The organism is Arthrobacter sp. Leaf337 (assembly GCF_001423745.1).
GTDB lineage: Bacteria > Actinomycetota > Actinomycetes > Actinomycetales > Micrococcaceae > Arthrobacter.
Genome location: NZ_LMPC01000027.1, coordinates 1 through 26,713, shown reverse-complemented (window position 1 = coordinate 26,713; position 26,713 = coordinate 1). Strand labels below are relative to the sequence as shown.

The window sequence follows — 26,713 nt, the reverse complement described above, 5'->3', positions numbered from 1 at the left end:
AAGCTTATGGATTGCCAACTGCTGAGACGGCAGTAGCCAGTACCTGTTTTGGCAGCTGCGCCACTCGCAAGCCCTACTTGTCCGCACAGGCCAGTTGACGTTTGAACTCTGCAGCGGCGGGCTGCTCCTTGGGGCCCTGCTTCGGTGGGGTCCGCTGAACTCCGCAGCGCCGGCCAGCCGGCGTCGTGCCTCAATCCTTAGGGATCGAAGTGGGTGTGGACGCCTCCGCCCACAAGATTGGCGAGCATCTCCTCGGCCACTACGCGAAGTTTCTGGTTGCGGTGGCTGGACACCTTGGTGAGGATGGCCATGGCCTCAGCCTGGCTGCAGCGGTTCTGGCCCATGATCACTCCGCACGCCAGGTCGATGGACGTGCGGCTCTGCATGGCGGCGGCGAGATCGTCCGCCAGCGACTGCGCGGTGCCCAGCCTCACAGCCAGCCGCACGGCACCGCCGGCCAGGTCCGCGAATTCCACGGCTTCCTGCACGACTGCCGGGGTGAACACGCCTGATTCGAACGCGAAAAAGTTGAGCGCGGCGGCCGCATCCTCACCGAGTTCCAGCGGCACACCCAGGGTGGCACGGCATCCCTCAGCCTCCAGTGCTTCCCGGTAGACCGGCCAGCGCGGATCCGTGTCCACGTTGGCCAGCAGCACCGGCGCCTTCACCCGGAGCGCCTCGATGCACGGGCCGTCCCCGATGCGCTGTTCGATCTCGTCCAGGAGGACCGCCTTGGGACTGCTCCCGGCCACGGTGAAGGTCCGGCGCCTCCGCTTCAGGGTGACACCGCATTCGACGGTGCCGGACGTTTCACGGCTCAGCGCCCCCGCCGCCATGACGGACAGGCGTTGCAGGAATTCGGCGACATTCTGCGTGCCGACAATGAGGTCCTGAAGTTCCAGGACGCGCTCGTGCTCGGAAGAGTTGGCCATGCCTCAATGTAAAGCGCACGCACCGCCCGGGCAACTGTGCCGTGCCTCTCTTCCGCCGGAACCTGGCCGGTATATGGGGGACTTTTGGCCTATTGCGCCTAGAATTGCTCCTTGACCGAAGCCGTAAAGAGCCGTTGCACGCTTTGCCGAATGTCCTGGGGGGACGAACATGCCCGAATCGGCCGATAAGAACGCACGCGCCACTGCACACAATGCAGGGCAGCCCCAGACGCGCCGCCGCCGCGACCTCCGTCGCCCGGCAGGTGCATCTCCGGACGCCCGGACAGGAACCATGCCCGCCGCTGCCACCCCGAACAACAGCCGCACCGCGCCCACCCGCCGGAGTTCCTGGGCCGAAGCGGCAGCCGTCGCGGACGCGCAGGTGGAAGCGGAAGGTGGCGCCGAGGTTTCCGCGGCGGCCCCGGTTCCGGCCCCGGTGCCGGCGTCCGCTCCAGCTGTTCCTGCCCAGCCCACCGCCCAGCCGGTGGCCCAGCCCGCCTCGCAGCCTGAGGCGCAGCCCGCCACTTCCCGCCGGGGCGGCGTGCCCGCGGAACCCAGCGCGCCGCCGTCGAACGTTTCCCGCCAGGCCGCCAAACTGGCGGCTGCGGACGCGCCCATTTCCGACTTCATCACCTCACCCGGTTCCTTTGTCCGCGAACAGAAGCCGCGCCCCCGCGGCGGCTTCCGCGGCGCCCTGTTCGCACTGACCGGCGGAGCCATCAACCTGGGCCCCGGTCCCCGCCAGCGCGAAGAGGACGAACTGGGCCGGCGGATCTCGCGCCAGCTGCAGGGGAGCTACAACACCGCGGTGCTCAGCCTCAAGGGCGGCATCGGCAAGACCTCCACCACCGTGGGCGTGGGCCTGACGCTGGCCGAATTCCGCGGCGACGCCCCCTGCGCCATCGACGCCAACCCGGACTCGGGCGACCTCGTGGAGCGCGCCCTGGGCGAAGGCATCTACCAGCAGTCCAGCCCGCGCACCATCACGGACCTGCTCAAGAACATCGACTCCGTGGACTCCCTCACCGCACTGGCCCGCTACATGCACCACGCCGGCCGCCTGCACCTGATCGCGGGGGAGCAGGACCCGGAAGTGTCCGACTCTCTCACGGCCGAGGAATACCTCCGGATCCGCAAGCTCATCTCCGGCTACTACTCCGTGGCCCTGACCGACTGCGGCACCGGCGTCACACACAACGCCATGAGCGGCATCCTGCAGTCCGCGGACAACCTGGTGATCGCCGCCGGGTACGCGGTGAGCGGCGCCAAGCGTGCCCGCAGCACCCTGCAGTGGCTCGCGAGCCACGGCTACGAGGACCTGGCCCGCAACGCGATCGTGGTGATCACGGACAAGGATGAGGTCTCCTCCCGCGTGGACAAGGACGCGATCGAGGAACACCTCTCCGGCATCTGCCGGCAGCTGATCGCCGTCCCGCATGACCGCGGAGTGGCCGACGGCGACCTGGTCACCCTGGACGTGCTGCGCCCCGAGACCCGCCGCGCCTACAAGGAGATCGCGGCCGCGATTGTGGACGGGTACGTCTAGGCGCTGTTCGTTGGGGAGGAAGCGTCCGTCTCCAACCACTCCTGGAACGTCTGGCGTCCGACGGCGGCACCCGGCTTGGGGATGAGCTCGCCGCTGCGCATGGCTTTGCCCATGGAACCGGGGATGAAAAGTTTCGCGATCTGCTTCCGCATGCGGAATTTCTGCAGGTAGGCGCGGACGAGCTCGTCCAGTTCCTCCGCACGTGGCCCGCCGAGGTCTGCCATGGGGCCACTCGGCCCTGCCTCTGCGGCATCCACCAGCGCCTCCGCCACCTCCCGGGCCGCCACGGGCTGGGTCCGCATCCGCGGAACAAACACCAGCGGGCCCAGTGAAGCGACGCTGACGGTCAACGGCACAAACTCGTGGAACTGCGTGGACCTCAAGATGGTCCACGGCACATCCCCGTGGCGGACAGCCTCCTCCTGCACCAGCTTTCCCGCGTAGAGCCCCGACGCCGCCCTGTCGATGCCCACAATCGAGAGGGCAAGGTGGTGCCGCACCCCCGCCTTCTTCTCCGCAGCGAGCAGATTCTGGGTGCTGTTTGTGAAATAGTCCACGGCCTTCTTGGTGGACACGGCCCGGGGGCCGGAAACGTCGATAACCGTATCCACGCCCCGGAGTGCCTCGTCGAGGCCGCGGCCGGTGAGCAGGTCCACGCCGTCTGCGCGGCTCAGGCTCACCACCTGGTGCCCCCGCCCCCTGGCGGCGCTGACCACATGGCGGCCGACAGTCCCGGTTCCCCCGGCGACGGCGATGTTCATAACGTGCCTCCTATGCTGGCAGAGCTCCGGGTCATCTCCGGCGGGTGGGGATTTCCCCGCTGCTGGTGAGGTGCTCGGCGACGTCCCTGAGCTTGATATTCGATTCGGAGCTGGCCTTGGTCAGGACCAGGAAGGCCTGTTGGGACGTGATCTTGAATCTTTCCATCAGGATCCCTTTCGCCTGGCCGATCAGGTCCCTGGTGTCCAGTGCCCGGGTCAGTTGCGCGATTTCCTTGGCGTCGGAGAACGCGATGGCGGCGTGGGCGGCCAAGAGCATTGCGATCTGTTCCGATTCCTCGTCGAAGACGTTCACCTCGTCGCCGTAAAGGTTCAGGGCGCCGAGTTTGTCCCCCTCCACAAAGAGCTGGATGGAGAGCATGCTCCGCGCGCCAATGTCGTAGGCCGCCTGCGCAAAATCCGGCCATCGTTTGCCTTTGCTCAGATCAGGGACGCGGACGACGCGTTGGTCATAGGCGGCGTCGAGGCAGGGGCCCTGGCCTTTTTCGCTTTGCAGCGCGTCCACCTTGAGGGGAAGTTCCCCCGACGCGGCCCGGGACTGAACCTGGCGGCGGCCGGTCACGAGGCTGATGGATGCATCGGTGACGTGCGGGATCAGTTCCAGGGCGGCGTGGACGATGGTGGCCAGGATCGCTTCGGTGTCCTGTTCCTGCTGCAGGTCACGGGCAAGGTCACTGAGCCGGCCAGCCAGCCCGCCAATGACGGCAGGCGGCTGTTCAACCGGTTCACGCGTGCTGGCGGACTTCGATGTCATGTGTCGTCCTTATTCGACGTAAACCCGGGGACTGCGAAGGTGTAGTTCGCGATACTTCTGATCGTAGTCCGCAAAGGGCCGGCACGAGAGAGGACCGGGAGGATTCGATCCGGGACTACACCGGGGTGAACTTGGAGGCGAAGCGGTACATGAACGCCGCCATGGCGTCCCGGTTCACCGCCTGGTACGGGCGGAAGGTCTTAGTCCCGTCCGCTTCCTTCCAACCCGTGGAGATGCCCTGGGCGGCCAGCCACGTGATCTCGTGGTAGTACACGTTGTCCGTGGACACGTCCGTGAATGGCGACGCGGCCGGCGCAGTGAAAGCAGGCCTGCCGGCAAGGCGGTACATAAAGGCGGCCATCGCATCGCGGTTGACCGGCCGGCTCGGGCCGAAGGTCCTGGTGCCGTTGCCGCCAACCCAGCCCGTGGACACGTTCCGGGCGGTAAGCCAGATGATTTCCTTGAAGAACATGTCGCTCGGAGCCAGGTCGGCGAACGGTGAGACGGGCGGCGGCCAGAAATCCGGTTTGCCGGCCAGCCGGTGCATAAAGGCGGCCATGGCGTCGCGGTTCACCGGCCCCAGCGGGCGGTAGGTCTTGGTGCCGTTCGGTTCAGTCCAGCCGGTGCTGATGCCCTGGCCGGCGAGCCAGTTGATCTCCGCCTCGAACTGGGTGCCCGGGGGAACGTCTGCGAACACCAGCGGCGAAGCGGGGGCCGTCAGCAGGATGTCCTCCGTCAGCCCCGAGAGGACCTGCCCGGCCTCCACCGTCAGCACGGGCGACTCCACGGACCAGTCAGTCTGGCCGTACCACTGCGGCTCGAGGCCGTCTGCTTCAAAGAGGAGCTTGTACGTCCCGGGAGTCACATGCCCGATGTCGAAGTTTCCGCTGGCATCCGTCCGGGCGCTGGGGACCCCGCTGGACCCGTCCTGCGGATTGGCGGTGGCGAAGACCCCCGCCGGCGAGATGCCTTCCGGAACCGTGACCGTACCGCTGATGGCGCCGGCGGCGGTGAGCGACTGGTCCACATTGTTGATGCCGCCGAGGTGGGGGACGTCCAGGACCTTGGCGGCGGCCTCGGTGGACCCGCCGTAGTAGGTGCTGACAATGCCGCCGCCGGCCCGGTCCTGCGAAGAGAAGGACAGCTGGTACCGGCCGGGCGGGAGGCCCTTCAGCGTATAGCTGCCGTCAGCCCGTGCATATACCGTGGCGGAGTGCAGGTAGCTGGTATGTCCCGTCTCGCTGGCAACAATCCTGACCTTTGAGGCGTCCACGCCCGACGGCAAGGTGAGCCGGCCGCTGATGAAAGCGCCGTCGTCGAGCGTTGCCGAAATGCCGCTAACGCTCTGGCCGGCTGCAACCGTGATGCTGGTTGCCTGGCTGAATGTGGCACCGTTCTTGTACCACTGCGGGGCAGGGCGGGCGCTGTCCGGGCTGGGCCAGGACTGGTAGTCAAAGCGCACCGTATAGGACCCGGCAGCGAGTTCGCCAAAGCGGTACGAACCGTCCGCGGAAACGCCGATCTGCCGGGAGTAATTCGTACCCGAAATGGCCACGTACGCATTCGTCACATCCGCACCCCGGGGAACGGATAACGTACCGCTTATGGTGGCTTCGACTGCCGCGGTGGCCACTGGTGCCGGTGCCATAAACAGCAGCGGCAGAATCACCGCGAGGATTACCGGCCCGAATGTTTTGGGCCGCCCGAGCATTTTCAATTGTTCCCCCAGAGAATGAATCCAAACGGCACCCGGAAAAGTGCAAGTGAGCGAAGTCTATTCCGGCCGGATTAACATGTCGAACAAATGCTTCCCCAGCCATTCCAGGCACCGCCCGGCGTGTCAGGCCAATCCCGGATCCACCAGCGGCGGGTTAGAGTCGGTTCCGTGATCAACATCTTGTCGGGCCTGTGGCCGCCGTGCAGCCTGCCTCTCGCCTAGAGCCAGCCCGCCACGCTCACTCTCTGTGGATAGCACCGGTCGTCGTGGCAGTTATCGTCGCCGCGGCGTACGTCGTGTTCGCGGCGTGGCAGTGGTCGCAGTTTACGGTGAAGTCGTGGGATCTGAGCATTTTCGCCCAACTCCTCGACCGGTACGCAACGCTGCGGGCTCCGATTGTGACGGTGAAGGGTGACGGGTTCAACCTTCTGGGTGACCACTTCCACCCGTTGCTGGCCATCTTCGCTCCGGTCTACGCTGCTTTCCCCCACGCCTTCACCCTCCTCGTGATCCAGGCGCTGTGCTTCGCCGCGGCCGCAGGCATCCTCGCCCGCGCAGCGCAACGACGCCTCGGCCCAGCGGCTGGCATCCTCCTGGGGATCGCATTCGGGCTCAGCTGGGGATTGCAGAACGCCGCGGAAGCTCAATTTCACGAAATAGCCCTCGCCGTTCCCCTCCTCACCGCCAGTCTCGTCGCCGTTCTTGAGAGCCGGTGGTGGGCGGCCGCGATCTGGGCGGCACCCCTGGTGTTCGTGAAAGAGGACCTCGGGCTTACTGTGGTCGCGGTCGGCCTTCTCATCGCCTATCGTGCCCGCAAACCCGTCGGCGTCTGGCTGGCCGTGTGGGGTATCGGCTGGTTCGTGCTGGCCACCCGGGTCATCCTGCCTGGGCTGAACCCGAACGGGGCATGGGCCTATGCAGGCAATGCGAACCCCGTGGCCGTCCTGTCCGACCCCGCTTCGCTCTTCAATCCGTCCAAGGGTGAGACTCTGCTCCTGCTCATCGTGGTCACCGGAGGGCTGATAGCGCGGTCCCCCGCTGCGCTCGTGCTGGTTCCGACGTTGGCATGGCGGTTCCTGTCCACCAATGACGGCCATTGGGGGCCCACCTGGCACTACAGTGCGGTCCTCATGCCGATCGCATTCGTCGCCCTCCTCGACGCGATCGATCACGGACCCGATAGCCGCTGGGCTTGGCTGCGCACCTACACCTCCCATGGTGTCGCCATCGCGATCACCGCAGCGGTGGTGCTTCAACCCGGTCTACCGCTACGAACCCTCACTGACCCGAAAGCCTGGACAACGCCCGCCCGGGCTGATGCCGCAGCGGCCGTGCTCGCCCCGGTGCCGGCCGGGGCGAGCGTTGAGACAGACATCGGGCTGATGAACTATCTAGTCGATGACCACGACGTGTACTGGATCGGCAACACGAACCCCACCCCGGACTGCATCCTCGTGGACCGGATCGCCGGAGGCATTCCCAAGGAATGGGGCAACCTCAAAAACATTGTCAAGCGATTGCACCCATCCACCGACTACACCATCACTCACGAGATCGACGGCTATGAACTCGCCTGCCGCATCGACCGTTAACGACCGTCAACAAGACATGCCGGTTGCCGCCGTCGACACCTGTCCAGCCGTACCTAGCTGACCGGCATGCTGTACAGGCGGTACATGAAGGCAGCCATGGCGTCGCGGTTGACGGAGTTCAGCGGACGGTAGGTGAACCTGCCGTTTCCTTCGTCCCAGCCGGAGGAGATACCCACGGAGGCAAGCCAGGTAATCTCCTTGTAGAACTGGGTCGACGTGGTCACGTCCGCGAACGGCGAGGTGGCCGGGGGAGTGAACTCGGGCTGGCCCGCCAGACGGTAGAGGAACGCCGCCATGGCGTCGCGCTTCACCGTCGTCAGCGGACGGTACGTGTACTGGCCGTTGCCTTCATCCCAGCCGCCGGAGATGCCGTACTCTGCCAGCCAGTTGATCTCCTTGTAGAACTGCGTCCCGGGAGCAACGTCATCGAACCACGAGTAGTACGGGGGTGTGTAGTCGGGCTGTCCTCCCAGGCGGGCCAGGCGGAACATAAACGCCGCCATCGCGTCGCGGTTGACTGGTGTCACCGGGCGGTACGTGGTGGTGCCGTTTGCTTCCTTCCAGCCCGTGCTGATGCCCTTGCTGGCGAGCCAGTTGATTTCGCCCGCGAACTGGGTTCCGGCGGGGACATCCGCGAACGGCCCGGACATTTCGGACCCGCTGTTCAGGAAGTCCGCGGCCGTGGTGTAGCTGCCGGCCGGGGCGACTTCGAAGTTGAAGAAGTTCACGGTGCCCAGGAGGTACACCTCATCCTGGACGCGGGCGATTCCGACGCCGATGGTGGTGTAGTTGGGGTCACTCATGATCGCATTGTGGCCGGGTGAGGCGATCCACTGATCCACAAGCCCGGAGCCTGAGTAGTCCGGGCGGCCGGCGATGATTTCCGCCGCGTAGGTCCAGCGGCCTTCCACTCGAGGATCCGAATAAAAGCCGGGGTTGTGTCCGAAATTGCCGCTGGTGGCCATGTAGTCGGACCAGTCCTCGGCCATTTCTGACACGGTGGCGTTGAACGTCACGGCCTTTAGCCCTTTGGTGGCCCGGAAGGCATTGATGGCGTTGAAGACATCGGTGATCTGCTGGCTGTTTGTCCTGTCGATCGTCCCGCCGGCAGGCGTGGCACCCTCGGTGACGGGGCCGCCGCCGGTGACGGCGCCGCTGCCGGCGGCGGGTGCCTGGCCGGCGTCGAGCGCCTTACCGGTGGGTGCCGGTGCGACTGCAGGGGCTCCCACCTGCTCGCCCTGGGCGTTGGATGTTTCCGCGCCCGGCGCTACCGGAGCCGCAGTGGCTGCCGTGCCGCCCACAAAGAAAGTGGCCGAAAGCAGTGCGGTGCAGGTGAGGGCGGCTGCGGCTTTGCGTGCAGTTCTGGTATTCCGCAACGAGCGCAGACTTGTAGTGAATTGGTGCAATTGATTTCTCCCCGTTTTAGACATGTGAGCCGGGGGAAATGGTGCAGCGATGAGACCTCCGGTAGCCCCCAGGATTCGCTGGCCCCGGAAGCGCAGCGACATGCAAAGAATGCCACAGAGATTGCGGCCAAACAATCAAATTCCATTCCGCCACGGGAATCTGTATTGCGAGTCCTTTGGCCCGGGCGGCCGTCCGGGCCGGGCCTGCATAGGATGAAAGGGATGACCTCCGCACAAGCCACGAAACCGTTCAGCCTCCGCAGCATTGCCGTCCCCGCGTTCGGGCCCGCGCTGCTCTTTTGCATCGGTGAGGGAGCGGTGTTGCCGGTGGTGGCGCTTTCGGCCCGCGACCTTGGCGCGTCCGTGGCGGTGGCCGCGCTGATCGTCACTTTGATCGGCCTGGGCTCGTGGTTCTTCAACCTGCCGGCCTCCCTGATCACCCTCAAATTCGGGGAACGCTGGTCCATCGTGGGGGCCGCCGCGGCGGGTGCGCTGGCGCTGACGGCGGCGGGGCTGTCCTCGGTGATTCCCAACGGACTGTGGCTGCTCGCCGTGGCGATGATCGTCGTCGGGATGGCTGCAAGCGTCTTCAGCCTGGCCCGGCAGAAATACCTGACCGAAGCGGTGCCGGTGGCCTTCCGCGCCCGCGCCCTGTCCACCCTGGGCGGCGTGAGCAGGATCGGCATCTTCATCGGGCCGTTCGTAGGCGCCGGCGTCATGCAGTTTGCCGGGATCAGCGGCGCGTACTGGGTGGGTGTGGCCGCCATGGCCGCGGCCGCCGTCCTGTCCGTCACCATCCCCGACCTGCCCGCTGTTGGCGGTTCGGGCGACGCGCACCGCGGACCGGAACCCACGATGCGCGGCATCGCCAGGTCCCACGCTGGGGTGTTCCTCACCGTGGGCGCCGGCATCCTGCTGCTCAGCGCACTGCGAGCGTCCCGTCAGGTGGTCATCCCGCTGTGGGCGGACAACCTGGGCATGGACGCCACGCACGCCTCGCTGATCTACGGACTCTCCGGGGCGATCGACATGCTGGTGTTCTACCCGGCCGGCAAGCTCATGGACCGCAAGGGCAGGCAGTGGGTGGCCATCCCGTCCACGGTGATCATGGGTACCGCTCTGATGCTCATCCCGCTGACGGGCAGCTTTGTGGGCCTGCTGCTGGCGGCGCTGCTGATCGGGTTCGGCAACGGCATCAGCTCCGGCCTCATCATGACCCTAGGCGCAGACTTTTCTCCGGACCGCGGCCGCGGCCAGTTCCTGGGGCTCTGGCGTTTTATTGCCGACGCCGGCGCCACCGGCGGCCCGGTGCTCCTCTCCGGCGTCACCGCCGCCGTCTCACTGGGGGCCGGCGTGTGGGCCACCGGCGTACTGGGGTTCGCCGCCGCCGTCGTATTTGCCATCACCATTCCCCGGCTCAGGCACCGCCGGAACTACTAGCGGCCGGCGTCCATTACCTGTTGCTTCGCCGGGAATCGTGTGCCAGCCTCGAAGTGATCCCGTCGCCGGGACGACGACGGGCGACAGAGGAGGAACACGGCATGGGACTGATCCACATAGACCTGTTCACGACGCTCGACGGCGTGGCGCAGGCGCCCGGCGGCCCGGACGAGGACCCTGCGGACGGCTTCGAGTTTGGCGGCTGGCAGGCACCCCTCATCGACGAGGTGGTCGGCGAGCAGATCCAGTCCGGGATGGCCGGGATGGACGCGCTGCTGCTGGGGCGCCGAACCTACGATATCTTTGCCGCGTACTGGCCGCATCAGCACGGTGACATCGCGCAGCTGTTCAACCGCATCCCGAAATACGTCGCCTCCCGGCAGGCGCCAACCCTCGAGTGGGCCGACTCCACACTGCTCGGCCCTGATGTGGCGGCCGGCGTGCGCGAACTGCGCGACCGGCACGAGAACACCCACGTCATCGGCAGCCTCAACTTCGTGCAGACCCTCTTCGCCGAGAAGCTCTTCGACCGGCTCACCCTCTGGGTGTATCCGATCCTCCTCGGCAGTGGAAAGAAGGTCTTCGCCGACGGGGTGGTGCCGACGAACCTCACCCTCATCGAGCCGGTGCTCGCCTCACCGAAGGGGGCGGTGCTGCAGCGCTACGCGCTCGCCGAGGGCACGCCCGACGTCGGCGATATGTCGGCCGGCGAGCCGGAAGGGTAAGTGGGTCCATTGGCAGTTCCCGAGCAGCCTAAACAGGAGGCCGGGGCCGCCCGCCGCCGGCGGGCTTAGGGGGTCGCTGAAGTGCGCAGCCCGTGGACGAACTCGAGCTTGTCGATCACGGGACTTGAGAGAACGAAGGGGTAGAGATCGGCTTTCCCCATGCTGCGGTTGACCTGGTTCAAAGCTATGGAGAGGGGCAGCCACTCCTCTTCCACACGCGTACGGAAAGAGGAATCCCGGGAAGCGGCAGAAATTAGTCCGAACTCCCGTGCGGTATCGAGGGTGTCGCAGATGTGCAGGTAGTGGGCGAAAGACTCGGCGAAATCTTCATAGGGATGCATGGTGGCGTATTTTGAAATGTACTGCTCGTTCCAGTCCTCCGGAGCGCCTTCGCTGTAGTGGCGGTCTATTTCTGCCTGGTAGTCCTTGGTGTCGTCGCCAAAGAGTTCCCTCGCCTCGCGCGTCCGTCCCTCGTGGCCGAACACGAGCGCCGTCTCGAAATAGTGCCCCACTTCATGCCGGAAATGACCAAGCATGGTCCGGTACGGTTCATCGAGTTGGGTTCGCATTCTTTCGCGATAGGCGTCGTCGCTCTCGGCCAGATTGATGGTAATGACACCCTCAGCATGTCCGATCACCACATCTTCCTTGACGCTGGACAACAGGTCGAACGCCAGGCCGCCGTCGTGATCTTCGGCGCGGGTCACGATGGGCATGCCAAGCTCATCGAGTTCGGCAATGAGATGGCGCTTGGCCTGCTCGGCGGCAACGAACTGCGTCAGGCCTTTGGCATCGCTGTCGTTCGGTCGAGTACGCGTGAGCTCGCAACTGAAGCATTGGCGGCCGCTCTCCGGCGCAAGCCAAGTGCACCCGGATAGCAACAAATTGACGCAGCGGTGCCAGGTGTTTCCGGACGCATCCGTGTGCCGGCCCTGGCTGTCCGCAACCACCACGGCGCGCGAGCTCCGCAGGTAAGCGAGATTGGTCCCGCAATGCAGGCAGACCGAGTTTTCAAAGTAAACGGCCGAACCGCAGGCACCGCAGGATTGTTTTTTCACCTCACGATCCTACCCTTGTCATATGTGCTTCGCCGGGCTGCGCTACTAGCGGTGCAGGCGGATCCGGGACAGACTGCCCGTATGAAAATTGTCGAATTTTTGGCGCCGTTCACCGGAAGCTGGCAGGGCCACAACCGTTTCCGGTTCATGCCCACCGATGAGTACCAGGAATCAGTGTCGGCCGCGACGGTCGCGGTAACGGCCAAGGACTTCGTGACCATCGAGTACACCTGGTCGCAGGAGGGCCAGCCGCAGAACGGCCTGCTGCTTCTGGGCTCAGGTCCGGCGGGCGCGACCGCCGTGTGGGTGGATTCCTTCCATGCGGCGCCGCAGTGGCTCACCCTGTCCGGGACGATCGACGACGACGGCGTGGCCCGGCTGGCCTGCACGTATCCCGCTCCGGAGGGCCCCGACTGGGGCTGGCAGATCCACGTCGAGCCCGGCGACGGCAACGGCGGACGCATCACCATGCACAACGTGGTTCCGGGCCACGACCCGTACCAGGTGGTTGAGGCCACCTACCGGCGGCAGGCGTAGGGGCGCGCCATGGAGTCCATCAGGGCGATCATCGCCTCCGCCGATCGCGAATCCCGGCTGCCGGACGGGGAAGACGAGCGGTTTTCCGGTTACGGCCTCATGGGGCAGGCGTTCAGCTCCGGCTACCTGCTCGCCATGCGCAGGTTCGCTGTCACCTCTGTTGGGCCGGGCTACACGTCGGTGTGGGTGCGCCGCCCCTCCGGTTCCTGGACCATGTACACGAGTGTGCCCGCTGCGGTGTCCTGCCCGCGCTACTTCGGCAGCGCCCTGGAGTCCACCTCGGTCCACCGGATCGACGTCGCGTGGCTTGATGACCACCGCTTCACGGTGGATATAGCGGACGACGTCGGCCTCCACTGGGAGGTCAGCCTCGCCGCCACACCAATCACCCGGGCGATGTCCGCGGTCGCCTCCGCCCTGCCGGCCAGACTGTGGCGGAACCCGGCGTTCCTGCGGGTCATGGGAGCGGTGGCAGGCCCGGTGCTGCAGTCGGGAAAGATGGGGCTCATTGGCCGGGTACCCAACGGGCAGGGTTTCCGGGCCAACCCCAAGCGGGTGTGGTTCATCTCGGGAAGCACTGCCACGCTGCGGGGCGAGGACCTGGGCAGCCTGAAACCCCTCCCGGTGCAGACCCGGCTGGGCGACTTCTGGATTCCCCAGCGCGGGATCTTCATGATGGGCACGGCCGCATTTGACCCGTTCGACCCCGCCGCGCACCACGCTCTGCCGGGGACGCCTTCGTGACCGGCGTGGAGGCATCTGCTGGCAGGGAGGCAACGGCCGGCGCCGTGGTGGCCCCTCAGTGGCTGGCGGACGCCGTGATCTACGAGATCTATCCCCAGTCGTTCGCGGACTCGAATGGAGACGGTGTGGGTGACCTCGCCGGGGTGCGGCGGCACCTGGACTACCTGGAGTGGCTTGGGGTGGACGTGATCTGGTTCAACCCGTGCTTCGCCTCGCCCTTCCGCGATGCGGGCTACGACGTGTCGGACTACCTCACCATCGCCCCTCGCTACGGGACAAACGAGGACATGATCGCCGTCGTCCAGGAAGCGGGCGCGCGCGGAATCCGGGTGCTGCTGGACCTGGTGGCGGGCCACACGTCCGTTGACCATCCGTGGTTCCAGGCATCCATGAACGACGAGTCCGACCACCGCTACGTCTGGTCGGACCGCGCCGGTGATGCCCTTGTCGCCGCGCCGGGAAGCCGCCCCGGTTGGTACCTGAAGAACTTCTTCCCGGAGCAGCCGGCGCTGAATTTTGGATTTGCGCGGCTGACGCCGGACGAACCGTGGCGCCAACTGCCGGACGCGGCGGGACCCCAACAGAACCGGGCGGCGCTCCGGGAAATCATCGGGTACTGGCTGGATCAGGGCATCGCGGGTTTCCGCGTGGACATGGCATTCTCCCTGGTGAAGGACGACCCCGGCCTCGTTGAGACCACGGCTCTGTGGCGTGAGCTGGGGGAGTGGATGCGCGGCGCTTATCCGGACGCCGTCCTCATCCCGGAGAGCGATGAGCTGAGGACCGCGGACGCCGGAGTGCGCGGCGGCTTCGATGCGGACTTCTCGCTCGTCATCCACGACGAACACAGCGCGCTCTTCAACAACGGCGGCGCGGGCATCCTGCCCTGGCAGGAGAGCACCGAGCCCTGCTATTTCGACGCTGACGCTGACGCTGCCGCGGGAACCCGTGCTTTTGAGAGGTTCCTCAGCCTGTGGAATCACCATCCCGAGACCAACGGGACGGATCGCCTGGTGGTGCTGCCCTCCGCCGATCACGATTTCTCGCGGCTGGTGTGCGGGAACCGGACGCGGGAACAACTCCCGGCGGCTTTCACGTTCCTGCTGACCTGGGGTTCCATTCCGTCGATCTACTACGGCGACGAGATCGGCATGCGCTACCTGGAAGATGCCCCCGAGAAGGAAGGCAGCATCTGGACGCCCAAATACAACCGTGCAGGCTGCCGGACCCCGATGCAGTGGGACAACTCCCTTCCCAACGCCGGATTCTCCACAGCGCCGCCGCAGGAGCTGTACCTTCCGCAGGATCCCGACCCGGAACGGCCCACCGTAGCGGAACAAATGGACGATCCACAGTCGCTCCTGCACTTTGTCCGGGGCCTGGTCCAACTCCGTAAATCAACCCCGGCTTTGGGAACCCGGCCGTCCAGAAGACTGCTCGCCGTCGGCTATCCGCTCGTTTACCTCAGGAACGAGACGCACCTGGTCGTCGTCAACCCGCTCCGGCGTGCGGCCCGGGTGACGGTGGAGCTTCCTCCGGGTTCGGCAGTCCGGAGCCTGATCGGCAAGGGCGTGACGGTCGACGACGGCGGAATCCACGCGGACGGCTTCGGCTGCGGGATCTTCGAACTCGCCCCGCCCAACTAGATCGCCCCGCCCAACTAGGTCGCATTAGATGTCGTTTTGAGCCCCCATAACGACATTAACTGCTACCTAGTTGGGGGAGCGGGGCTACTTAACCTGAGCGGGGACGCCTTCCCGGGTTCGCGCCAGGATTCCGTCCACAACATACGCCGCGTCCCGGCCCACTCCGCCGATGAGGCCCGACGTGAGCGAGTACTGGAACGGCATGCCCACGAAATACAGCCCGGGCAGATCCGGCACGGCGCCGCGGCGGGTTTCCGGCCAGCCCCACTCCGTCAGGCTCAGGCCCTCGATCCACTCGAGCGACGGCTTGTAGCCCGTCGCCCAGATGACGGTCCGTACGCTGCGGGACGTGCCGTCGTCGAACGCCGGCTGTCCGCCGGCAACGGCGCTGAACCGCGGCAGCCTGACCACGCCGGCCCTGTCCAGGTCCTTGACCGAGATCCGGATCAGCGGCGCCCCGCGCCGGTGGAAATTGGCGCGCACCTTCCGTCCCAGCGGGTTGTCCGTCGTCAGGATGAAATGGATGAAGCGCCAGTAGAGGGGGTCGGCCCAGCGCAGCACAGGGTCGGGAACGTGCGGCGTGGGGCGGCCGGCGATGAAGGTCCGGTGGGTGGCAGCGAGCTCCAACGCAATCTCGGCACCGGAGGTCCCGGCGCCGACCACCAGGACGTCCCCCTCCGGAATGTCCGACGGGCGCCGGTACTGCGAGCCGTGAAGTTGGAGGATCCCGCCATCCAGCCCGGCGGCCGCAGCCGGGACGCGGGGGACCACGTTGGCGCCGACCGCGGCAATGACGTTGTGCGTCTGAAGCACGCCATCGCCTGTGGTGACGGCAAAGCCGGAGTCCGTTGGACGAACGCCCGCCACGTGCACCCCGGTCCGGACCGGAAGGCTGAACTCCCGGGCATAGGCCTCAAGGTAGTCGGCGAACTCGTTCTTGGAAGGGAACGTGTTGCGGGCCGCCGGGAAGGCAAGGCCGGGGAGGCCGTCGCGCTGGGCCGGGGTGAAGAGCCGAAGGGAGTCCCACCTGGCCCGCCAGCCATCCCCGATCCGGGGTGCCTGCTCCAGAATGACGAACCGCAGCCCCGCTCTGGACAGGTGATAGCCCGCGGCAAGACCCGCCTGCCCGGCGCCGAGCACCACTACATCAAACTGATGCACGTCCTGGTCCATGACTGGCTCCCTTGACCGAACGACCTTATGCTCCGATATGGTTAGAATACCATTCCAGTGAGTGGAGGGATAGTCTAATCTCATGCCAGGAAAAACCACAGCACCCACCCCTGCATCACCCAAGGTCACCCGCAGGACGGCCCAGGCGGCGGACACCCGGCTGCACATTGTGGCCACCGCCCGCCGGCTCTTCCTGGCGAACGGCTACGTGCGCACCACCATCGAAGGCATCGCGGTGGAGAGCGGGGTTGCGGTGCAGACCGTCTACAACTCCGTGGGCAATAAGGCGGCGCTCCTCTCCGCAGTGCTGGACGCCGCAGCATCGGGGCCAAACGCGCCGGTGCAGGTGCTGGAGTTCATGCGCGAACGGACCCGCCGGGCTCCGGATCTCGAATCCATGCTGGCTGTGCTGGCGGACTGGTTCGTCGAAGTCCATCAGCGGACAGGGGCGGTGCTGGGTGTCATTGCCCAGGCAGCGGCGGTGGATACGGAAGTGGCGAAGCTGGAAAAGGCCCGGGCGCTGCAACGGCTGACGCGGTACCACGAGGCGGCCGCGGCTGTCCGGGAGCGGGGCGGCCTGACGTCGGGGATGTCGGATGAGGACGCTGCCGCTGCCATCTGGTCGCTGGGGCACCCTCAGGCCTACCGCACGCTGGTGAACGACGCCGGCTGGACCCCGGAGGCATACCGGGAGTGGATGCTCAGGGCGCTCGCAGCTGCTTTGGCGTAGGGAGCCCCCTTTGGCGTAAGGAGCTGGCCTGGCGTGCGGCCTGACGGCGGCGGGTTCAGGCGTCCCGGTGGCGGGGCTTCGCGGCGGCTCCATACTTGGCCAGCGGCGCCAACAGGGCGCTGCGGAGCTGCGGGGAGAGCTTGGTGGGTACGTCCACCTCGGCGGCGATGGCCTGCAGCACGCGGCTCAGGTAGTTGCGGGCGCCAGCCGCGAGGGTGATGTCCAGGATTTCCCGGTCGGTGAAGCCGTGGTCCCTGAGCTCCAGCGTGTCCGAGTCCGTCATGTTCACGGCGTCGGTGCTGATCCGTTCGGCGTACTCCATCATGGCCACCTCCGCCGGTGACAGCCCCGCGTTGTGGTAGTCCCGGGCGATCTGGATCAGCTCTTCCTCGTCAATGGCCCGCAGGGCTTTTAGCCCGTGGGCAAGCCGGCAATGGGCGGATCCGAGTGCCTGGGCTGCGGCAAGGGTGACCAGCTCGTACCGCCGGAGGTCCATGTTCTGGGTGATGGCGCTGATGAGCGCTTCGAACGCCAGATACGCTTCCGGGTTCACCGCCAGGTCCTTGGCGTGCTTGGCGACGTAACCGCGGGACCGGAGTTCGTCGTCGTAAATCTTCGCCTTTTGGCCGAACGCCTGGCTTTCGGGAGTGGTGGCGAATATGGACATGCGCGATCCTTCTTCCGGCTGGGGCCACCCGCGCTGCACGACGGCGGGAGCCCTGACAGCGCCGGTGCGGACACCTGCGATATTCCTCCGCGACCCGCGGTGAGTCAACACATGGCCCGGCGTGTTCGGCGGAATGGCAGGGGCAGTGGGTAGCCGACGGCGGTTTTTGAGGGAGCCGGGGCCGATTAACAAGTAGCGGTTACTCAGGCTAATGATCAGCTTGCTGAGTAAGGATGGTCCCTAATCGCCGTCGGTGTGGAATTGGGGGTTTCCCGCATGCTGGAAGTGGAATTGGTTTCAGAACCGCACAGAGGGTTGTCGGCTTCGGAGGCCATGGTTCCGTCCGGCAAGCTGGACGTCAGCATCCTGGGTCCGCTGACCGTTCGACGCGGGGCTCTGACGCTGGGCGCGCATGACCTGGGCGGACCCAAGCCACGCCAGATCCTGGAAATCCTTCTGCTCCATCTGGGCAGCCCGGTGTCGAAGGGGCGGCTGATCGACCTGTTGTGGGAGGGTCGCGCCCCCGTCCTGGCGCATCCAACGTTGGAAAGCCACGTCAGCGTCCTGCGCCGCCACCTGCAGCCCGGGTCTGGACGGGCCGGACCGCTGAAGACAGTGACCGGCGGCTACCTCATGGACAGGGCCCTGGTGGACCTGGACCTCGACCGGTTCGACGTCCTGTTCCGCCTGGCCGCGCAGGCTGAACCGCGGCAGGCTCTCAGCTTCCTGACGGAGGCACTCGCCCTTGCTCCAGCGCCCTTGCTCGGCGGAGAACTCCTGCCCGCCTGGGCGGAGGAGGAAAGAACCCTGCACGCGGCGCGGGTGGTGGAGGCCAAAGTCCAAGCTGCCCAGGCGGCGTGCGCGCTGGGAGAATCAGAAACCGCCATCCTCTGGGCAGCCGCCGCGCTGGAGGACGATGCCCTGGCCGAACGCGCCTGGACGGTGCTGGTCCTTGGGCTGGAACGGTCCGGGCAGCTGACCGCAGCGCTGCGGGAATTTGACCGGTGCCGGCACGTGATGGACCAGGAAATGGGGTGCGCGCCGGGGCCGATCCTGCAGGCGGCGCACGCCCGCCTCCTGCAAGGCACGGCCGCTACCGACGAACCGGAGACCGTACTCGAGATTGCGGGTACCCCAGGCACTGGAGGCACCGGACACGCGCGACCCGAGCCAAGGCGACCGGAGCCGGGGGAGGCCGAACGGATGGTCCTGACAATTGGACACCCCGAAATGTTCGTCGAGCAGCTCACTGATGCCTTGGAGCGCGAGCCGGGCCTGCATGGCGTGGGGGCAGCAACGTCAGTCGAGTCAGGTGTGGCCATGACGCGTTCCGTGAAGCCCGATGCCGTGATCATGTCCTATCGGCTGCCTGACGGTAGCGGGCTGGACGCCGCCAGGCAGATCTTGCTGGCGTTACCGGAGACGAGAATCGTGATGCTGACCGCCGAATGTACGCCCGCGGCTTTGTGCGAAGCCGCGGCAATGGGAGTGTGTGCCTTCCTTCCGAAGGAAGGCCCCCTGGCGCTCGTGCTGGAAACGCTCCGTCATGCGAAAACGGGCAACATGCTGGTGCACCCGTCCATAGTGGCCAGGCTCGGACAGGGCAACGATTAGGGCCCCTGGCTCGCGCTTCTGCTTCCGCCCTACCCAACCTCCGCCAGCCGGATGGCCTCTGCGAACACGGGCAGGCTGCGTTCCACCATGTCCTCGTTGGCGGTCAGCGAGATCCTGAAGAACCCCGGTGTTTCAAACAGGACCCCCGGCAGGACATAGACGTTCCGGGCGGCCAGGGACTCGGTGAACGCTTCGTCATCGGCCACCGGCGAGTGCACAAAGAGGTAGAACGAGCCCTCCGGCCGGTGCAGTTGGTAGCCCATCCCGGTCAGCTCCTGGTACAGCCGGTCCCTCTTCCGCTGCAGCTGCGCGACGTCGATGGTGAACGTCTCCAGCGCGGGCAACGCGTACTGGAGCAGGGCGTTGGGGTAGATCCACCCCAGGGCAACCTGAAGGGCGCTCAGGATTTCGCGCAGGCCGTCCCGGTCCGGCATGGTGGGCGGCAGAGCGAGGTACCCCACGCGCTCCCCGGGTGCCAGGTGCGTCTTGCCGTAGGAGTAGGCCAGCAGCGTGTACGGATAGAACTCGGCCGGGCTGTGGAAGCGGGCGCCGTCATACACAATCCGGTTATAGGCCTCATCAGACAGGAGATAGATCCGCCGCCCGTTCCGCTCCGAGGCGAGTTCCAGCATCGCGGCCAGCTTCACCAGCAGCGTCTCCGGGTAGATCCGGCCCGTGGGATTGTTGGGCGTATTGACGATCACCACCCTGGTCCGCGGCGTAATGGCGGAGGCTATGGCCATCAGATCCAGGTCGAACGTCTCGGGGTTGATGTGCACTTTGACCGGCACCAGCCCGGCCTCAACAATGATCGGTTCGTACAGGAACCACGGCGGCAGGCTGTAAATCACCTCGTCGCCCGGATCGGCCACGGCCTTCAACGCCATGGCTATGGCCGTGAAACCGCCCGTGGTGAGCAGGAAGTCCTCCGGCTCGAACGGCATCTCGAGCAGACGCCGCAGCGATTGGGCCGCGGCGACCTGGGCCTCCGCGCCGTTCGTCTTGTAGGCAAACCAGCTTTCGTTCCGGGGTTCGAGCTGGTCCCGCAACGCCGAGACATACGCCTCCTGCGGCATCTGATGCGGATTGCCCAAAGTGAAATCGCAGATTCCCGGGTCATGCTGGCGGCGGGCATGGGTGCCCAGGAATCCCTGCACCCTCAGCAAGGATGGAATGGACGCCACCGCCCTGGCCCGGGCCGGGAAATCCACGCGGGTGGAGAGTTTTGAATCGTAGATGCCGGCCATGAAATCAGCCCCCTGGTTAAGCAGCACGGAAGTCAGCTCGCTGCTGAGCCAGTGGAGGCTGTTGTGCGATTTATTCTGGCCCCCGCCGGCGGCAATGTAAATGGGACGGAACTCCGCTGGCCTATACCAATGAGGGACCCGGCAGGTCAACTCTCTTTTCCGCTTTTCGCTACCTGCTGCAACATCCGTAAAGTAGGGGGCGGACCTCGGCGCACCTTGTGCGCGGTCCCATGGGTTGACCGGGAACTGGGCTCGATCAACTGCGCATCTCACCCGAACGCGGCCTTCGCTGCGCCATGCCTGCCCCCGATCCAACCGGGCCGGCCAGACCCAGGAGTATCGTTTTGCTTCAGATCAACCTTGTTGCCGCCCTCGCGGCACTGCCCCTCCTGCTGGGCCTCGGAACGCCCCCCGCCGCGGCACCGGTTTCGGCCCCCGCCGCGGCCACGCCGGCGTCGGAAGTCCAGGCGGCAGCGCTGCAGCCCGCTTCGGCGCGTAACGACTCAGCCTTTAAGAACTCAGTCCAGGAGGTGAAGATGCAGCCCGCCAAGGTCCGCCCGCCCGCCACCAGCCCTTCGGTGAAGGTAGTGGACACGACAGCCGCGATCTCAGATCCCGCCTGGTTCAAAAAAGCGTACGACGCCGGGATCAGGCTTTACGTGATGCACTCCACCGCATGGGGTACTTGCGACCCCTGGTACCGGACCCAGGCCCAGCTGAAGATGGCGCTGGACGCAGGCCTGAAAATTGCCGTGTACACGCGGGACGCCTCCTGCTGGCGGGGCGGCATCAGCGCCGCGGGACCGTATGCAGCCCAGCTTCAGTTCTTCGCCCTGGACGTGGAGCCGGGCAGCCCTCCGGTAACCCGCGAGATGGTGGACGGCGTCCGCAGCATGGGCGTGCGGCCGGTTATCTACAGCGGCAGCGGCATGTGGCCGGACCTCATGGGCGGCAGCACGGCCTTCGCCGACGTGCCGCTCTGGGACACCAACACTGCAAGCAACCTTAACTACTCCACCTGGACGGCCGACTACCTCGCGCCTACGCCGGTGCAGTACGGCGGCTGGAACACCTCCAGCACCATGCGGATCGGCATTCAGCAGAAGTTCGAGCAGAGCCTCAACGGCATTCCGGTGGACCTGAACTCCTTCAACGCCTCGTTCCTGGAGTAGCCGGACTGTCAGCCACCCGCCGGGCGGCGCGCGGCAAACGCAAACAGGGCGGTGGTTGCCACGGCGGCGAGGTAGCCGGCCGCCACGACCAGCGAGATGCCGCCCCAGAAGTAGCTCGTGCCGCTGCCGCCCTCGCCGGGCACGTAGCGGGTCAGCAGGAAGGCGGCGGCCGCGGCGAATACCAGGCAGATCAGGGCCGGCAGCCGCAGCCACCAGCGCGAGGACGCCCAGTGCCCGCCGAAGCCGTCCCACACGTTCCAGGTGTTCCCGGTGCGGATGATGAGCCAGCCGGCCGGGATGACGAATACGCCCACCAGCAGGAAGGCCGCAATCACGTCGGACGGGCGGTGCCACTGGTTCACCACGGTGGAAACTCCGGAAATGATCGCGAAGCTGCCGCCTGCAAATCCTGCGAACGGCCGCCACCGCGGTGAGGCCATCAGGAACACCGCGGCAGCGGCGGAGGCAGCGAGCGTGGTGTGGCCGGACGGCAGCGAGTTCAGCTCCAGGGTCTCCACGCCGCGGAACGGCCGCTCCGGCAACAGCGCCTTCAGGACCTGCGTGGCGATGTTCGCCCCGATGCACGCGGCAACGGCAATGCCGGCGGCACGCCAGCGCTTCCGGATCACCGAGACGAGGAGGACGACGACGGCGCCCACCACCAGCGACACCGTGGGCAGCCAGTCCAGGAACCGGGTGGCGGCCTTCCCGGCAGGGCCGTGGATGGCCACGGCCTCCACCAGCGCCGATTCGTCAATGTACTGGCCCGTGGTGGTCCGCACGAAGAAGTAGTACGTCGCGATCAGGCCGGCCACACAGGCCAGCGTCGCGAGGATGCACAGAGCACCCAGCGCCACGGCGCCACGCACCTGCCCGGCGGGCCGCCGTCGTCGGGAATCTTTAAGGTGGGAACTCATCACCATCAGCGTCCCACAGAAAGCTGGGAACAGGCCGGAGACCGGTGCTGGATTGGGGGAGGAGAGCACCGTATCCGCCGCGGACACTGGCAACAATCCGCCGCCAAAACAGGTAGCAAATACTCGTGCCGGGCGGCGGCCATTTTTCATAGGCTGGGACGTAGCGGGCGTCAGCCGATCAGCACTAAGCCGGCGGCCGTAGCGGATGCCAATGACCCGGGACGGTGACACTACGGGCATTGGCATCCGCAAAACCATGCCCGCCACTCTATCGCTGGCGCTGCTATCGGGGGGAAGTACGTCTCCGGGCCCGGGCCCTTAAGCACAACAGCATCCGGCGCGCGAAGGACATCTGCAAGCTGCTGGACCGCGCCAATGATGACGGCCGCGGGCACCGGTAGCCCCACTCAAACGACCCACTGGATGCCGCTCACCGGAGGCGGCCATCATGCGCTATTGGCGGCGCGTGATGGCCGCTTCCTTGAGTACCATCCACCGGCAAAAACGAGTAGCACTCACTCATGTGGGCCCGGCATTCAATCCCTACGATCTTCTTAACGGCCGGGTTTTACACCGGCCGCCCCGCAGCAGATCAGGCGGCTAACCGCAGGGAATGCATGCCCGGGGCTCCTTGAGCTGGGCCGGCGGCGACGAGTCTCATAAAACGTGAAGCTCGCCCCCAGTCGCCGTCGGCCCTACCAAGGACTTGTTGGCCCAGGCGCTTAAAGCGCGGGCCCCATAACCGTCAGACGTGGCCGGTAGAGTGAAATCATGCCCGCCGACGCCAAACGCCAGCTCCCTGATTCGTTCCCGGCTTTGCCTTCGCTGGAGCAGCTTGCGGCGTCCGTACATGTGGTGAGCCTGCCCATGCGCGTGAAGTTCAGGGGCATCACCCGGCGCGAGGCCCTGCTGCTGGACGGCCCGCTCGGCTGGGGGGAGTTCTGCCCCTTTCCCGAATACGACGACGACGAAGCCGCCCCCTGGCTCGCCTCCGCCATCGAGGCCGGCTGGGAGGGGTTTCCGCCTCCCGTCCGCTCCGTGATTCCCGTCAACGCCACCGTTCCCGCCGTTGCCTCGGACCGTGTTCCGGACGTCCTGGCCCGCTTCGGCCGGGTGGACGCCGTCAAGGTCAAGGTGGCCGAACGAGGCCAGACGCTCGACGACGACGCCGCCCGGGTTGCCGCCGTCCGCAGCGCCCTCCCGGACGCAGCCATCCGGGTGGACGCGAACGGCGGCTGGGACGTGCCCGCCGCCGTCGAGGCACTGACCCGGCTGTCCGCCGTCGGGCTTGAATACGCCGAGCAGCCGGTGCCGGACATCGAGGGCCTGGCCGAAGTGCGCCGCCGGCTGCGGGCCGCCGGCATCCCCGTGCTGATTGCCGCGGATGAAAGCGTACGGAAGGAATCCGACCCCCTTCGTGTGGCTCGGGCGGGCGCGGCCGACCTGATCGTGGTGAAGGTGGCGCCGCTCGGGGGAGTGCGCCGCGCCCTGGACATCGTCGCCCAAGCAGGGCTGCCCGCCGTCGTCAGTTCCGCGCTGGACACCTCGGTGGGGATCCGCGCCGGGCTGGCCCTGGCGGCGGCGCTCCCCGAACTGCCGTACGCGTGCGGGCTGGGAACGGTGTCACTGTTTGAGCAGGACATCACGCTGGACCCGCTGGTGGCCGACGACGGCGCCATCCGCGTCCGCGACGTCGGCGCCGACGCCGGGCTGCTGGAGCGATACGCCGCTTCCCCGGACCGCCGGGACTGGTGGCTGGAGCGCCTCCGCCGCGTCCACGCCCTGCTGGCATCCCCGGCAGGCGACCGCCCGTAACCTCCCCGCTCCCCCACCCCGGACGCTCTCTCACTTCCTGTCGGTTTTCCTGCGACGCTCTCTCACTTCCCGCGGGTTTTCCTGCGACGCTCTCTCACTCCTTCCTGTTCACCGGATCTTCACCTGTCTGACAACTGCCGGTTGGGATCCGCTGGAAGGGTGGGCGGGACCGCATCACATCCCTTGGAAGGCCCCCATGTCTGATACGACCGGACGTAAGTTTGCCCTGCTACCCATGCTCGGCCACACCAAAGGCAAGCGCAGCCCCGTCACCTGTGCGCTGAAGTGCGACAACGCCTGCTCGGGCGAGGTCTGCAACACCAGCTCCAACAGCTACTTCCGCGACATCGCCTCTGCCACGATGTCCCGCCGCGCCGCCCTCGGCTTCGGCGCCGCTGGCGCGCTCGCCGTCGTGCTCGGCAGTGCAGTAACGTCCGCCGGAACTGCAGTGGCCGACGGCGGCACGGGCCTCGCCGCCGCTGCAAAGGACGGCTTCGGCGTATCCAAGCTGCAGTTCACCGCGATCCCGTCCGTCGCCGCGGACGTGGACAAGCTGACCGTGCCCGCAGGGTTCACCTGGCAGCCGGTCATCCGCTGGGGCGACCCGATCTTCAACACCGCGCCGGACTTCGACCTCAACAACCAGACGGCCGCCGCCCAGGAACAGCAGTTCGGCTACAACAACGACTACTCGGACATCCTGGAGATCTCCGGCAGCAAGGGCCGCCGCGCCCTGCTGTTCGCGAACCACGAATACACCAACGAGAGCATCATGTTCCCGGCCACCATGCCGGCCGCGGACGTCCGGAAAGTCGGCCAGGCCGCGCACGGCCTCACAGTGGTGGAGCTGGAGCGGAAGAACAAGAACCAGCCGTGGAGCTACGTCAAGGGCGCCGGGCTCAACCGCCGCTACCTGAACAGCACGGTCTACGAACTCACGGGTCCCGTTGCGGGCTCTTCGCTGGTCAAGACCAAGGGCGATGATGCGGGCCGCTGGATCAAGGGCACGCTGGGAAACTGTTCCGGCGGCACCACCCCCTGGGGCACCATCCTCTCCGGCGAAGAGAACTTCAACGGCTACTTCGTCTCCCCGGGCACGTCCGATTACGACAAGCGCTACGGCCTGACGAACAAGCCCACGGCCCGCCAGTGGGAACTGGACGATCCCCGCTTCGACACCCGTAACGCCGACTACGCAAACGAGGCCAACCGCTTCGGCTGGATCGTGGAAGTTGACCCGTTCGACCCCACCTCCACCCCGAAGAAGCACTCCTCGCTGGGCCGCTTCAAGCACGAAGGCGCCAACGTGATCGTGGCCGAGTCCGGCCATGTGGTGGCTTACTCGGGCGACGACGAGCGCTTCGACTACCTCTACAAGTTCGTCTCCAAGGACAAGTACCGCGAGGGCGACCGCAAGCACAACATGACTCTGCTGTCCGCGGGCAACCTGTACGTCGCCAAGTTCACCGGCAACTCGCCTGCCGCGGAGATCACTGGCACCGGAGCGGTTCCGTCCGACGGTTCGTTCGACGGCACCGGCGAGTGGCTGGCGCTGGTTGAGAACGGCGTGTCGAAGGTGACGGGCATGTCCGTGGAAGAGGTGCTGGTCTACACCCGCCTGGCCGCCGACAAGGTGGGCCCCACCAAGATGGACCGCTGTGAGGATGTCCAGCCCAGCCTGCACACCGGCAAGGTCTACGTGGCCTGCACCAACAACTCCGACCGCGGCAAGGTGGGCAAGGAAGGCGCCACCGAGATCAACCCGCGCAACGCCAACCGCGACGGCCACATCGTGGAGATCACCGAAACCGGCGACCAGACCTCCACCAAGTTCACCTGGAACCTGCTGATGGTCTGCGGCGATCCGGCCCAGGGCGACGTCACCTACTTCTCCGGCTTCCCGGTGGACCAGGTCTCGCCGATCTCCTGCCCGGACAACCTGGCGTTCGACTCCGTGGGCAACCTCTGGATCTCCACCGACGGCGCCCCCTCCGGCATCGGCCGCGCGGACGGCCTGTTCAAGGTCACGCTCGACGGTGCTGAGCGCGGCAAGGTGGAGCAGTTCCTGGCCGTGCCGCGCGACGGCGAGACCTGCGGACCGATCATCCACGACGACGAGCGCACCGTCTTCGTCTCCGTGCAGCACCCGGGCGAGGACGGGACGTTCGACGCGCCCAACTCGTACTTCCCGGACTACGTTCCGGCAGGCACGACGCCGGCGCGCGGCCAGGTCCGTGCCCCGCGCCCCTCCGTGGTCCAGGTCTTCCGCACGGACGCCTAGGACCGACTGGCCCCATCCAGTACGGACGCTCTCTCACTTCCTGCCGGTTTTTTTGGGACGCTCTCTCACCTTTGGCGGGTTTCTTCAGAACGCTCTCTCACTTCCACGGCCGCACGGCCGGGATGAACTGCTTCCCGGAAGTTGGACTGAGAAATTCAGTTCCGACTTCCGGGGAGCAGTTTTTATGCGTGCATATAGTTCTTTGTCTGAGGTCCAGCGTG

Annotated in this window: 22 protein-coding genes and 2 pseudogenes; 12 read left to right on the top strand and 12 right to left on the bottom strand. The window is 66.4% G+C overall.

The window, feature by feature from the left end; all coding sequences use genetic code 11:
• Positions 1–197: 197 nt before the first annotated feature.
• The gene (locus ASF98_RS17490) at positions 198–932 is read right to left on the bottom strand and encodes a GAF and ANTAR domain-containing protein (protein WP_055804456.1); all 735 of its coding nucleotides are present in this window, start codon (positions 930–932) and stop codon (positions 198–200) included.
• A gap of 169 nt (positions 933–1,101) precedes the next feature.
• Here ASF98_RS17490 and ASF98_RS17485 point away from each other — a divergent pair, with 169 nt between their 5' ends.
• Complete coding sequence (locus ASF98_RS17485; protein ID WP_055804453.1) at positions 1,102–2,478, top strand: ATPase; 1,377 nt, start codon at positions 1,102–1,104, stop codon at positions 2,476–2,478.
• Here the strand turns inward: ASF98_RS17485 and ASF98_RS17480 are convergent.
• The 4 genes and pseudogenes from ASF98_RS17480 to ASF98_RS25190 form a co-directional block, all read right to left on the bottom strand.
• A complete protein-coding gene (locus tag ASF98_RS17480; protein ID WP_055804450.1) occupies positions 2,475–3,239 on the bottom strand; it encodes an SDR family oxidoreductase in 765 nt (254 codons plus the stop codon). The two genes, ASF98_RS17485 and ASF98_RS17480, sit on opposite strands and share 4 nt — an antisense overlap.
• Positions 3,240–3,270: 31 nt before the next feature.
• A complete protein-coding gene (locus ASF98_RS17475; RefSeq protein WP_055804446.1) occupies positions 3,271–4,011 on the bottom strand; it encodes a GAF and ANTAR domain-containing protein in 741 nt (246 codons plus the stop codon).
• Between the two features lie 115 nt (positions 4,012–4,126).
• Positions 4,127–4,570: an S-layer homology domain-containing protein gene (locus ASF98_RS25195; RefSeq protein ID WP_442854051.1), complete on the bottom strand. Its 444-nt coding sequence runs from the start codon at positions 4,568–4,570 to the stop codon at positions 4,127–4,129.
• Between the two features lie 216 nt (positions 4,571–4,786).
• A pseudogene (locus tag ASF98_RS25190) lies at positions 4,787–5,659 on the bottom strand (carboxypeptidase-like regulatory domain-containing protein); the annotation flags it as partial.
• Positions 5,660–5,994: 335 nt separating this feature from the next.
• Between ASF98_RS25190 and ASF98_RS17465 the strand changes: the two are divergent.
• Positions 5,995–7,320: a DUF2079 domain-containing protein gene (locus ASF98_RS17465; RefSeq protein ID WP_055804440.1), complete on the top strand. Its 1,326-nt coding sequence runs from the start codon at positions 5,995–5,997 to the stop codon at positions 7,318–7,320.
• 53 nt (positions 7,321–7,373) lie between these two features.
• Here the strand turns inward: ASF98_RS17465 and ASF98_RS25185 are convergent, their stop codons facing one another.
• Positions 7,374–7,811, bottom strand: a complete 438-nt coding sequence (locus ASF98_RS25185) for an S-layer homology domain-containing protein (protein WP_442854050.1) — start codon at positions 7,809–7,811, stop codon at positions 7,374–7,376.
• A gap of 258 nt (positions 7,812–8,069) precedes the next feature.
• Positions 8,070–8,750, bottom strand: a pseudogene (locus ASF98_RS25180) (CAP domain-containing protein); the annotation flags it as partial.
• 198 nt (positions 8,751–8,948) lie between these two features.
• On the opposite strand from ASF98_RS25180, the gene ASF98_RS17455 reads away from it, so the two are divergent.
• Positions 8,949–10,166, top strand: a complete 1,218-nt coding sequence (locus tag ASF98_RS17455) for an MFS transporter (protein ID WP_055804434.1) — start codon at positions 8,949–8,951, stop codon at positions 10,164–10,166.
• A 101-nt stretch (positions 10,167–10,267) separates the two neighbouring features.
• Positions 10,268–10,891: a dihydrofolate reductase family protein gene (locus ASF98_RS17450; RefSeq protein ID WP_055804431.1), complete on the top strand. Its 624-nt coding sequence runs from the start codon at positions 10,268–10,270 to the stop codon at positions 10,889–10,891.
• A 65-nt stretch (positions 10,892–10,956) separates the two neighbouring features.
• On the opposite strand, the gene ASF98_RS17445 is transcribed toward ASF98_RS17450, so the two are convergent.
• Entirely contained in the window at positions 10,957–11,949 is a 993-nt protein-coding gene (locus ASF98_RS17445) for a zinc-binding metallopeptidase family protein (protein WP_055804428.1), read from the bottom strand.
• Between the two features lie 81 nt (positions 11,950–12,030).
• On the opposite strand from ASF98_RS17445, the gene ASF98_RS17440 reads away from it, so the two are divergent.
• From ASF98_RS17440 to ASF98_RS17430, 3 genes are read left to right on the top strand one after another with little or no spacing between them, the layout of a single operon-like run.
• Entirely contained in the window at positions 12,031–12,486 is a 456-nt protein-coding gene (locus tag ASF98_RS17440; protein ID WP_055804425.1) for a DUF1579 family protein, read from the top strand.
• Between the two features lie 9 nt (positions 12,487–12,495).
• The gene (locus tag ASF98_RS17435; protein ID WP_055804422.1) at positions 12,496–13,230 is read left to right on the top strand and encodes a hypothetical protein; all 735 of its coding nucleotides are present in this window, start codon (positions 12,496–12,498) and stop codon (positions 13,228–13,230) included.
• Positions 13,227–14,876 carry an alpha-amylase family glycosyl hydrolase gene (locus ASF98_RS17430; protein ID WP_235506063.1) on the top strand — a complete coding sequence of 550 codons (1,650 nt, stop codon included), beginning with the start codon at positions 13,227–13,229 and terminating at the stop codon, positions 14,874–14,876. The genes ASF98_RS17435 and ASF98_RS17430 overlap by 4 nt, the downstream gene beginning before the upstream one ends.
• Before the next feature lie 84 nt (positions 14,877–14,960).
• Here the strand turns inward: ASF98_RS17430 and ASF98_RS17425 are convergent, their stop codons facing one another.
• Positions 14,961–16,049 carry a flavin-containing monooxygenase gene (locus ASF98_RS17425; protein ID WP_235506062.1) on the bottom strand — a complete coding sequence of 363 codons (1,089 nt, stop codon included), beginning with the start codon at positions 16,047–16,049 and terminating at the stop codon, positions 14,961–14,963.
• 82 nt (positions 16,050–16,131) lie between these two features.
• Here ASF98_RS17425 and ASF98_RS17420 point away from each other — a divergent pair, with 82 nt between their 5' ends.
• Entirely contained in the window at positions 16,132–16,779 is a 648-nt protein-coding gene (locus ASF98_RS17420; RefSeq protein WP_055804419.1) for a TetR/AcrR family transcriptional regulator, read from the top strand.
• A 55-nt stretch (positions 16,780–16,834) separates the two neighbouring features.
• Here ASF98_RS17420 and ASF98_RS17415 read toward each other — a convergent pair whose 3' ends face one another.
• Positions 16,835–17,446 (bottom strand): carboxymuconolactone decarboxylase family protein, encoded by a 612-nt coding sequence (locus ASF98_RS17415; protein ID WP_055804416.1) that lies wholly within the window; start codon positions 17,444–17,446, stop codon positions 16,835–16,837.
• 276 nt (positions 17,447–17,722) lie between these two features.
• Here ASF98_RS17415 and ASF98_RS17410 point away from each other — a divergent pair, with 276 nt between their 5' ends.
• Positions 17,723–19,060: a BTAD domain-containing putative transcriptional regulator gene (locus ASF98_RS17410; protein ID WP_055805067.1), complete on the top strand. Its 1,338-nt coding sequence runs from the start codon at positions 17,723–17,725 to the stop codon at positions 19,058–19,060.
• Between the two features lie 29 nt (positions 19,061–19,089).
• Here the strand turns inward: ASF98_RS17410 and ASF98_RS17405 are convergent, their stop codons facing one another.
• The gene (locus ASF98_RS17405; protein WP_055805064.1) at positions 19,090–20,307 is read right to left on the bottom strand and encodes an aminotransferase class I/II-fold pyridoxal phosphate-dependent enzyme; all 1,218 of its coding nucleotides are present in this window, start codon (positions 20,305–20,307) and stop codon (positions 19,090–19,092) included.
• A gap of 344 nt (positions 20,308–20,651) precedes the next feature.
• Here ASF98_RS17405 and ASF98_RS17400 point away from each other — a divergent pair, with 344 nt between their 5' ends.
• Positions 20,652–21,479, top strand: a complete 828-nt coding sequence (locus tag ASF98_RS17400) for a hypothetical protein (protein ID WP_055804413.1) — start codon at positions 20,652–20,654, stop codon at positions 21,477–21,479.
• Positions 21,480–21,487: 8 nt separating this feature from the next.
• Here ASF98_RS17400 and ASF98_RS17395 read toward each other — a convergent pair whose 3' ends face one another.
• The gene (locus ASF98_RS17395) at positions 21,488–22,402 is read right to left on the bottom strand and encodes a phosphatase PAP2 family protein (protein ID WP_055804410.1); all 915 of its coding nucleotides are present in this window, start codon (positions 22,400–22,402) and stop codon (positions 21,488–21,490) included.
• A 765-nt stretch (positions 22,403–23,167) separates the two neighbouring features.
• On the opposite strand from ASF98_RS17395, the gene ASF98_RS17390 reads away from it, so the two are divergent.
• On the top strand, positions 23,168–24,211 hold the full coding sequence (locus ASF98_RS17390) for an o-succinylbenzoate synthase (protein ID WP_055804407.1): 1,044 nt from the start codon (positions 23,168–23,170) through the stop codon (positions 24,209–24,211).
• Positions 24,212–24,407: 196 nt separating this feature from the next.
• The gene (locus ASF98_RS17385) at positions 24,408–26,492 is read left to right on the top strand and encodes a PhoX family protein (protein WP_055804404.1); all 2,085 of its coding nucleotides are present in this window, start codon (positions 24,408–24,410) and stop codon (positions 26,490–26,492) included.
• Positions 26,493–26,713: the final 221 nt, after the last annotated feature.

Bases quoted from the DNA above. Each gene is read 5' to 3' on its own strand.
- ASF98_RS17490 (WP_055804456.1), bottom strand. From the start codon at position 932: ATGGCCAACTCTTCCGAGCACGAGCGCGTCCTGGAACTTCAGGACCTC.
- ASF98_RS17485 (WP_055804453.1), top strand. From the start codon at position 1,102: ATGCCCGAATCGGCCGATAAGAACGCACGCGCCACTGCACACAATGCA.
- ASF98_RS17480 (WP_055804450.1), bottom strand. From the start codon at position 3,239: ATGAACATCGCCGTCGCCGGGGGAACCGGGACTGTCGGCCGCCATGTG.
- ASF98_RS17475 (WP_055804446.1), bottom strand. From the start codon at position 4,011: ATGACATCGAAGTCCGCCAGCACGCGTGAACCGGTTGAACAGCCGCCT.
- ASF98_RS25195 (WP_442854051.1), bottom strand. From the start codon at position 4,570: ATGGCCGCCTTTATGCACCGGCTGGCCGGCAAACCGGATTTCTGGCCG.
- ASF98_RS25185 (WP_442854050.1), bottom strand. From the start codon at position 7,811: ATGTTCCGCCTGGCCCGCCTGGGAGGACAGCCCGACTACACACCCCCG.
- ASF98_RS17455 (WP_055804434.1), top strand. From the start codon at position 8,949: ATGACCTCCGCACAAGCCACGAAACCGTTCAGCCTCCGCAGCATTGCC.
- ASF98_RS17450 (WP_055804431.1), top strand. From the start codon at position 10,268: ATGGGACTGATCCACATAGACCTGTTCACGACGCTCGACGGCGTGGCG.
- ASF98_RS17440 (WP_055804425.1), top strand. From the start codon at position 12,031: ATGAAAATTGTCGAATTTTTGGCGCCGTTCACCGGAAGCTGGCAGGGC.
- ASF98_RS17435 (WP_055804422.1), top strand. From the start codon at position 12,496: ATGGAGTCCATCAGGGCGATCATCGCCTCCGCCGATCGCGAATCCCGG.
- ASF98_RS17425 (WP_235506062.1), bottom strand. From the start codon at position 16,049: ATGGACCAGGACGTGCATCAGTTTGATGTAGTGGTGCTCGGCGCCGGG.
- ASF98_RS17420 (WP_055804419.1), top strand. From the start codon at position 16,132: ATGCCAGGAAAAACCACAGCACCCACCCCTGCATCACCCAAGGTCACC.
- ASF98_RS17415 (WP_055804416.1), bottom strand. From the start codon at position 17,446: ATGTCCATATTCGCCACCACTCCCGAAAGCCAGGCGTTCGGCCAAAAG.
- ASF98_RS17410 (WP_055805067.1), top strand. From the start codon at position 17,723: ATGCTGGAAGTGGAATTGGTTTCAGAACCGCACAGAGGGTTGTCGGCT.
- ASF98_RS17405 (WP_055805064.1), bottom strand. From the start codon at position 20,307: ATGGCCGGCATCTACGATTCAAAACTCTCCACCCGCGTGGATTTCCCG.
- ASF98_RS17395 (WP_055804410.1), bottom strand. From the start codon at position 22,402: ATGGTGATGAGTTCCCACCTTAAAGATTCCCGACGACGGCGGCCCGCC.
- ASF98_RS17390 (WP_055804407.1), top strand. From the start codon at position 23,168: ATGCCCGCCGACGCCAAACGCCAGCTCCCTGATTCGTTCCCGGCTTTG.
- ASF98_RS17385 (WP_055804404.1), top strand. From the start codon at position 24,408: ATGTCTGATACGACCGGACGTAAGTTTGCCCTGCTACCCATGCTCGGC.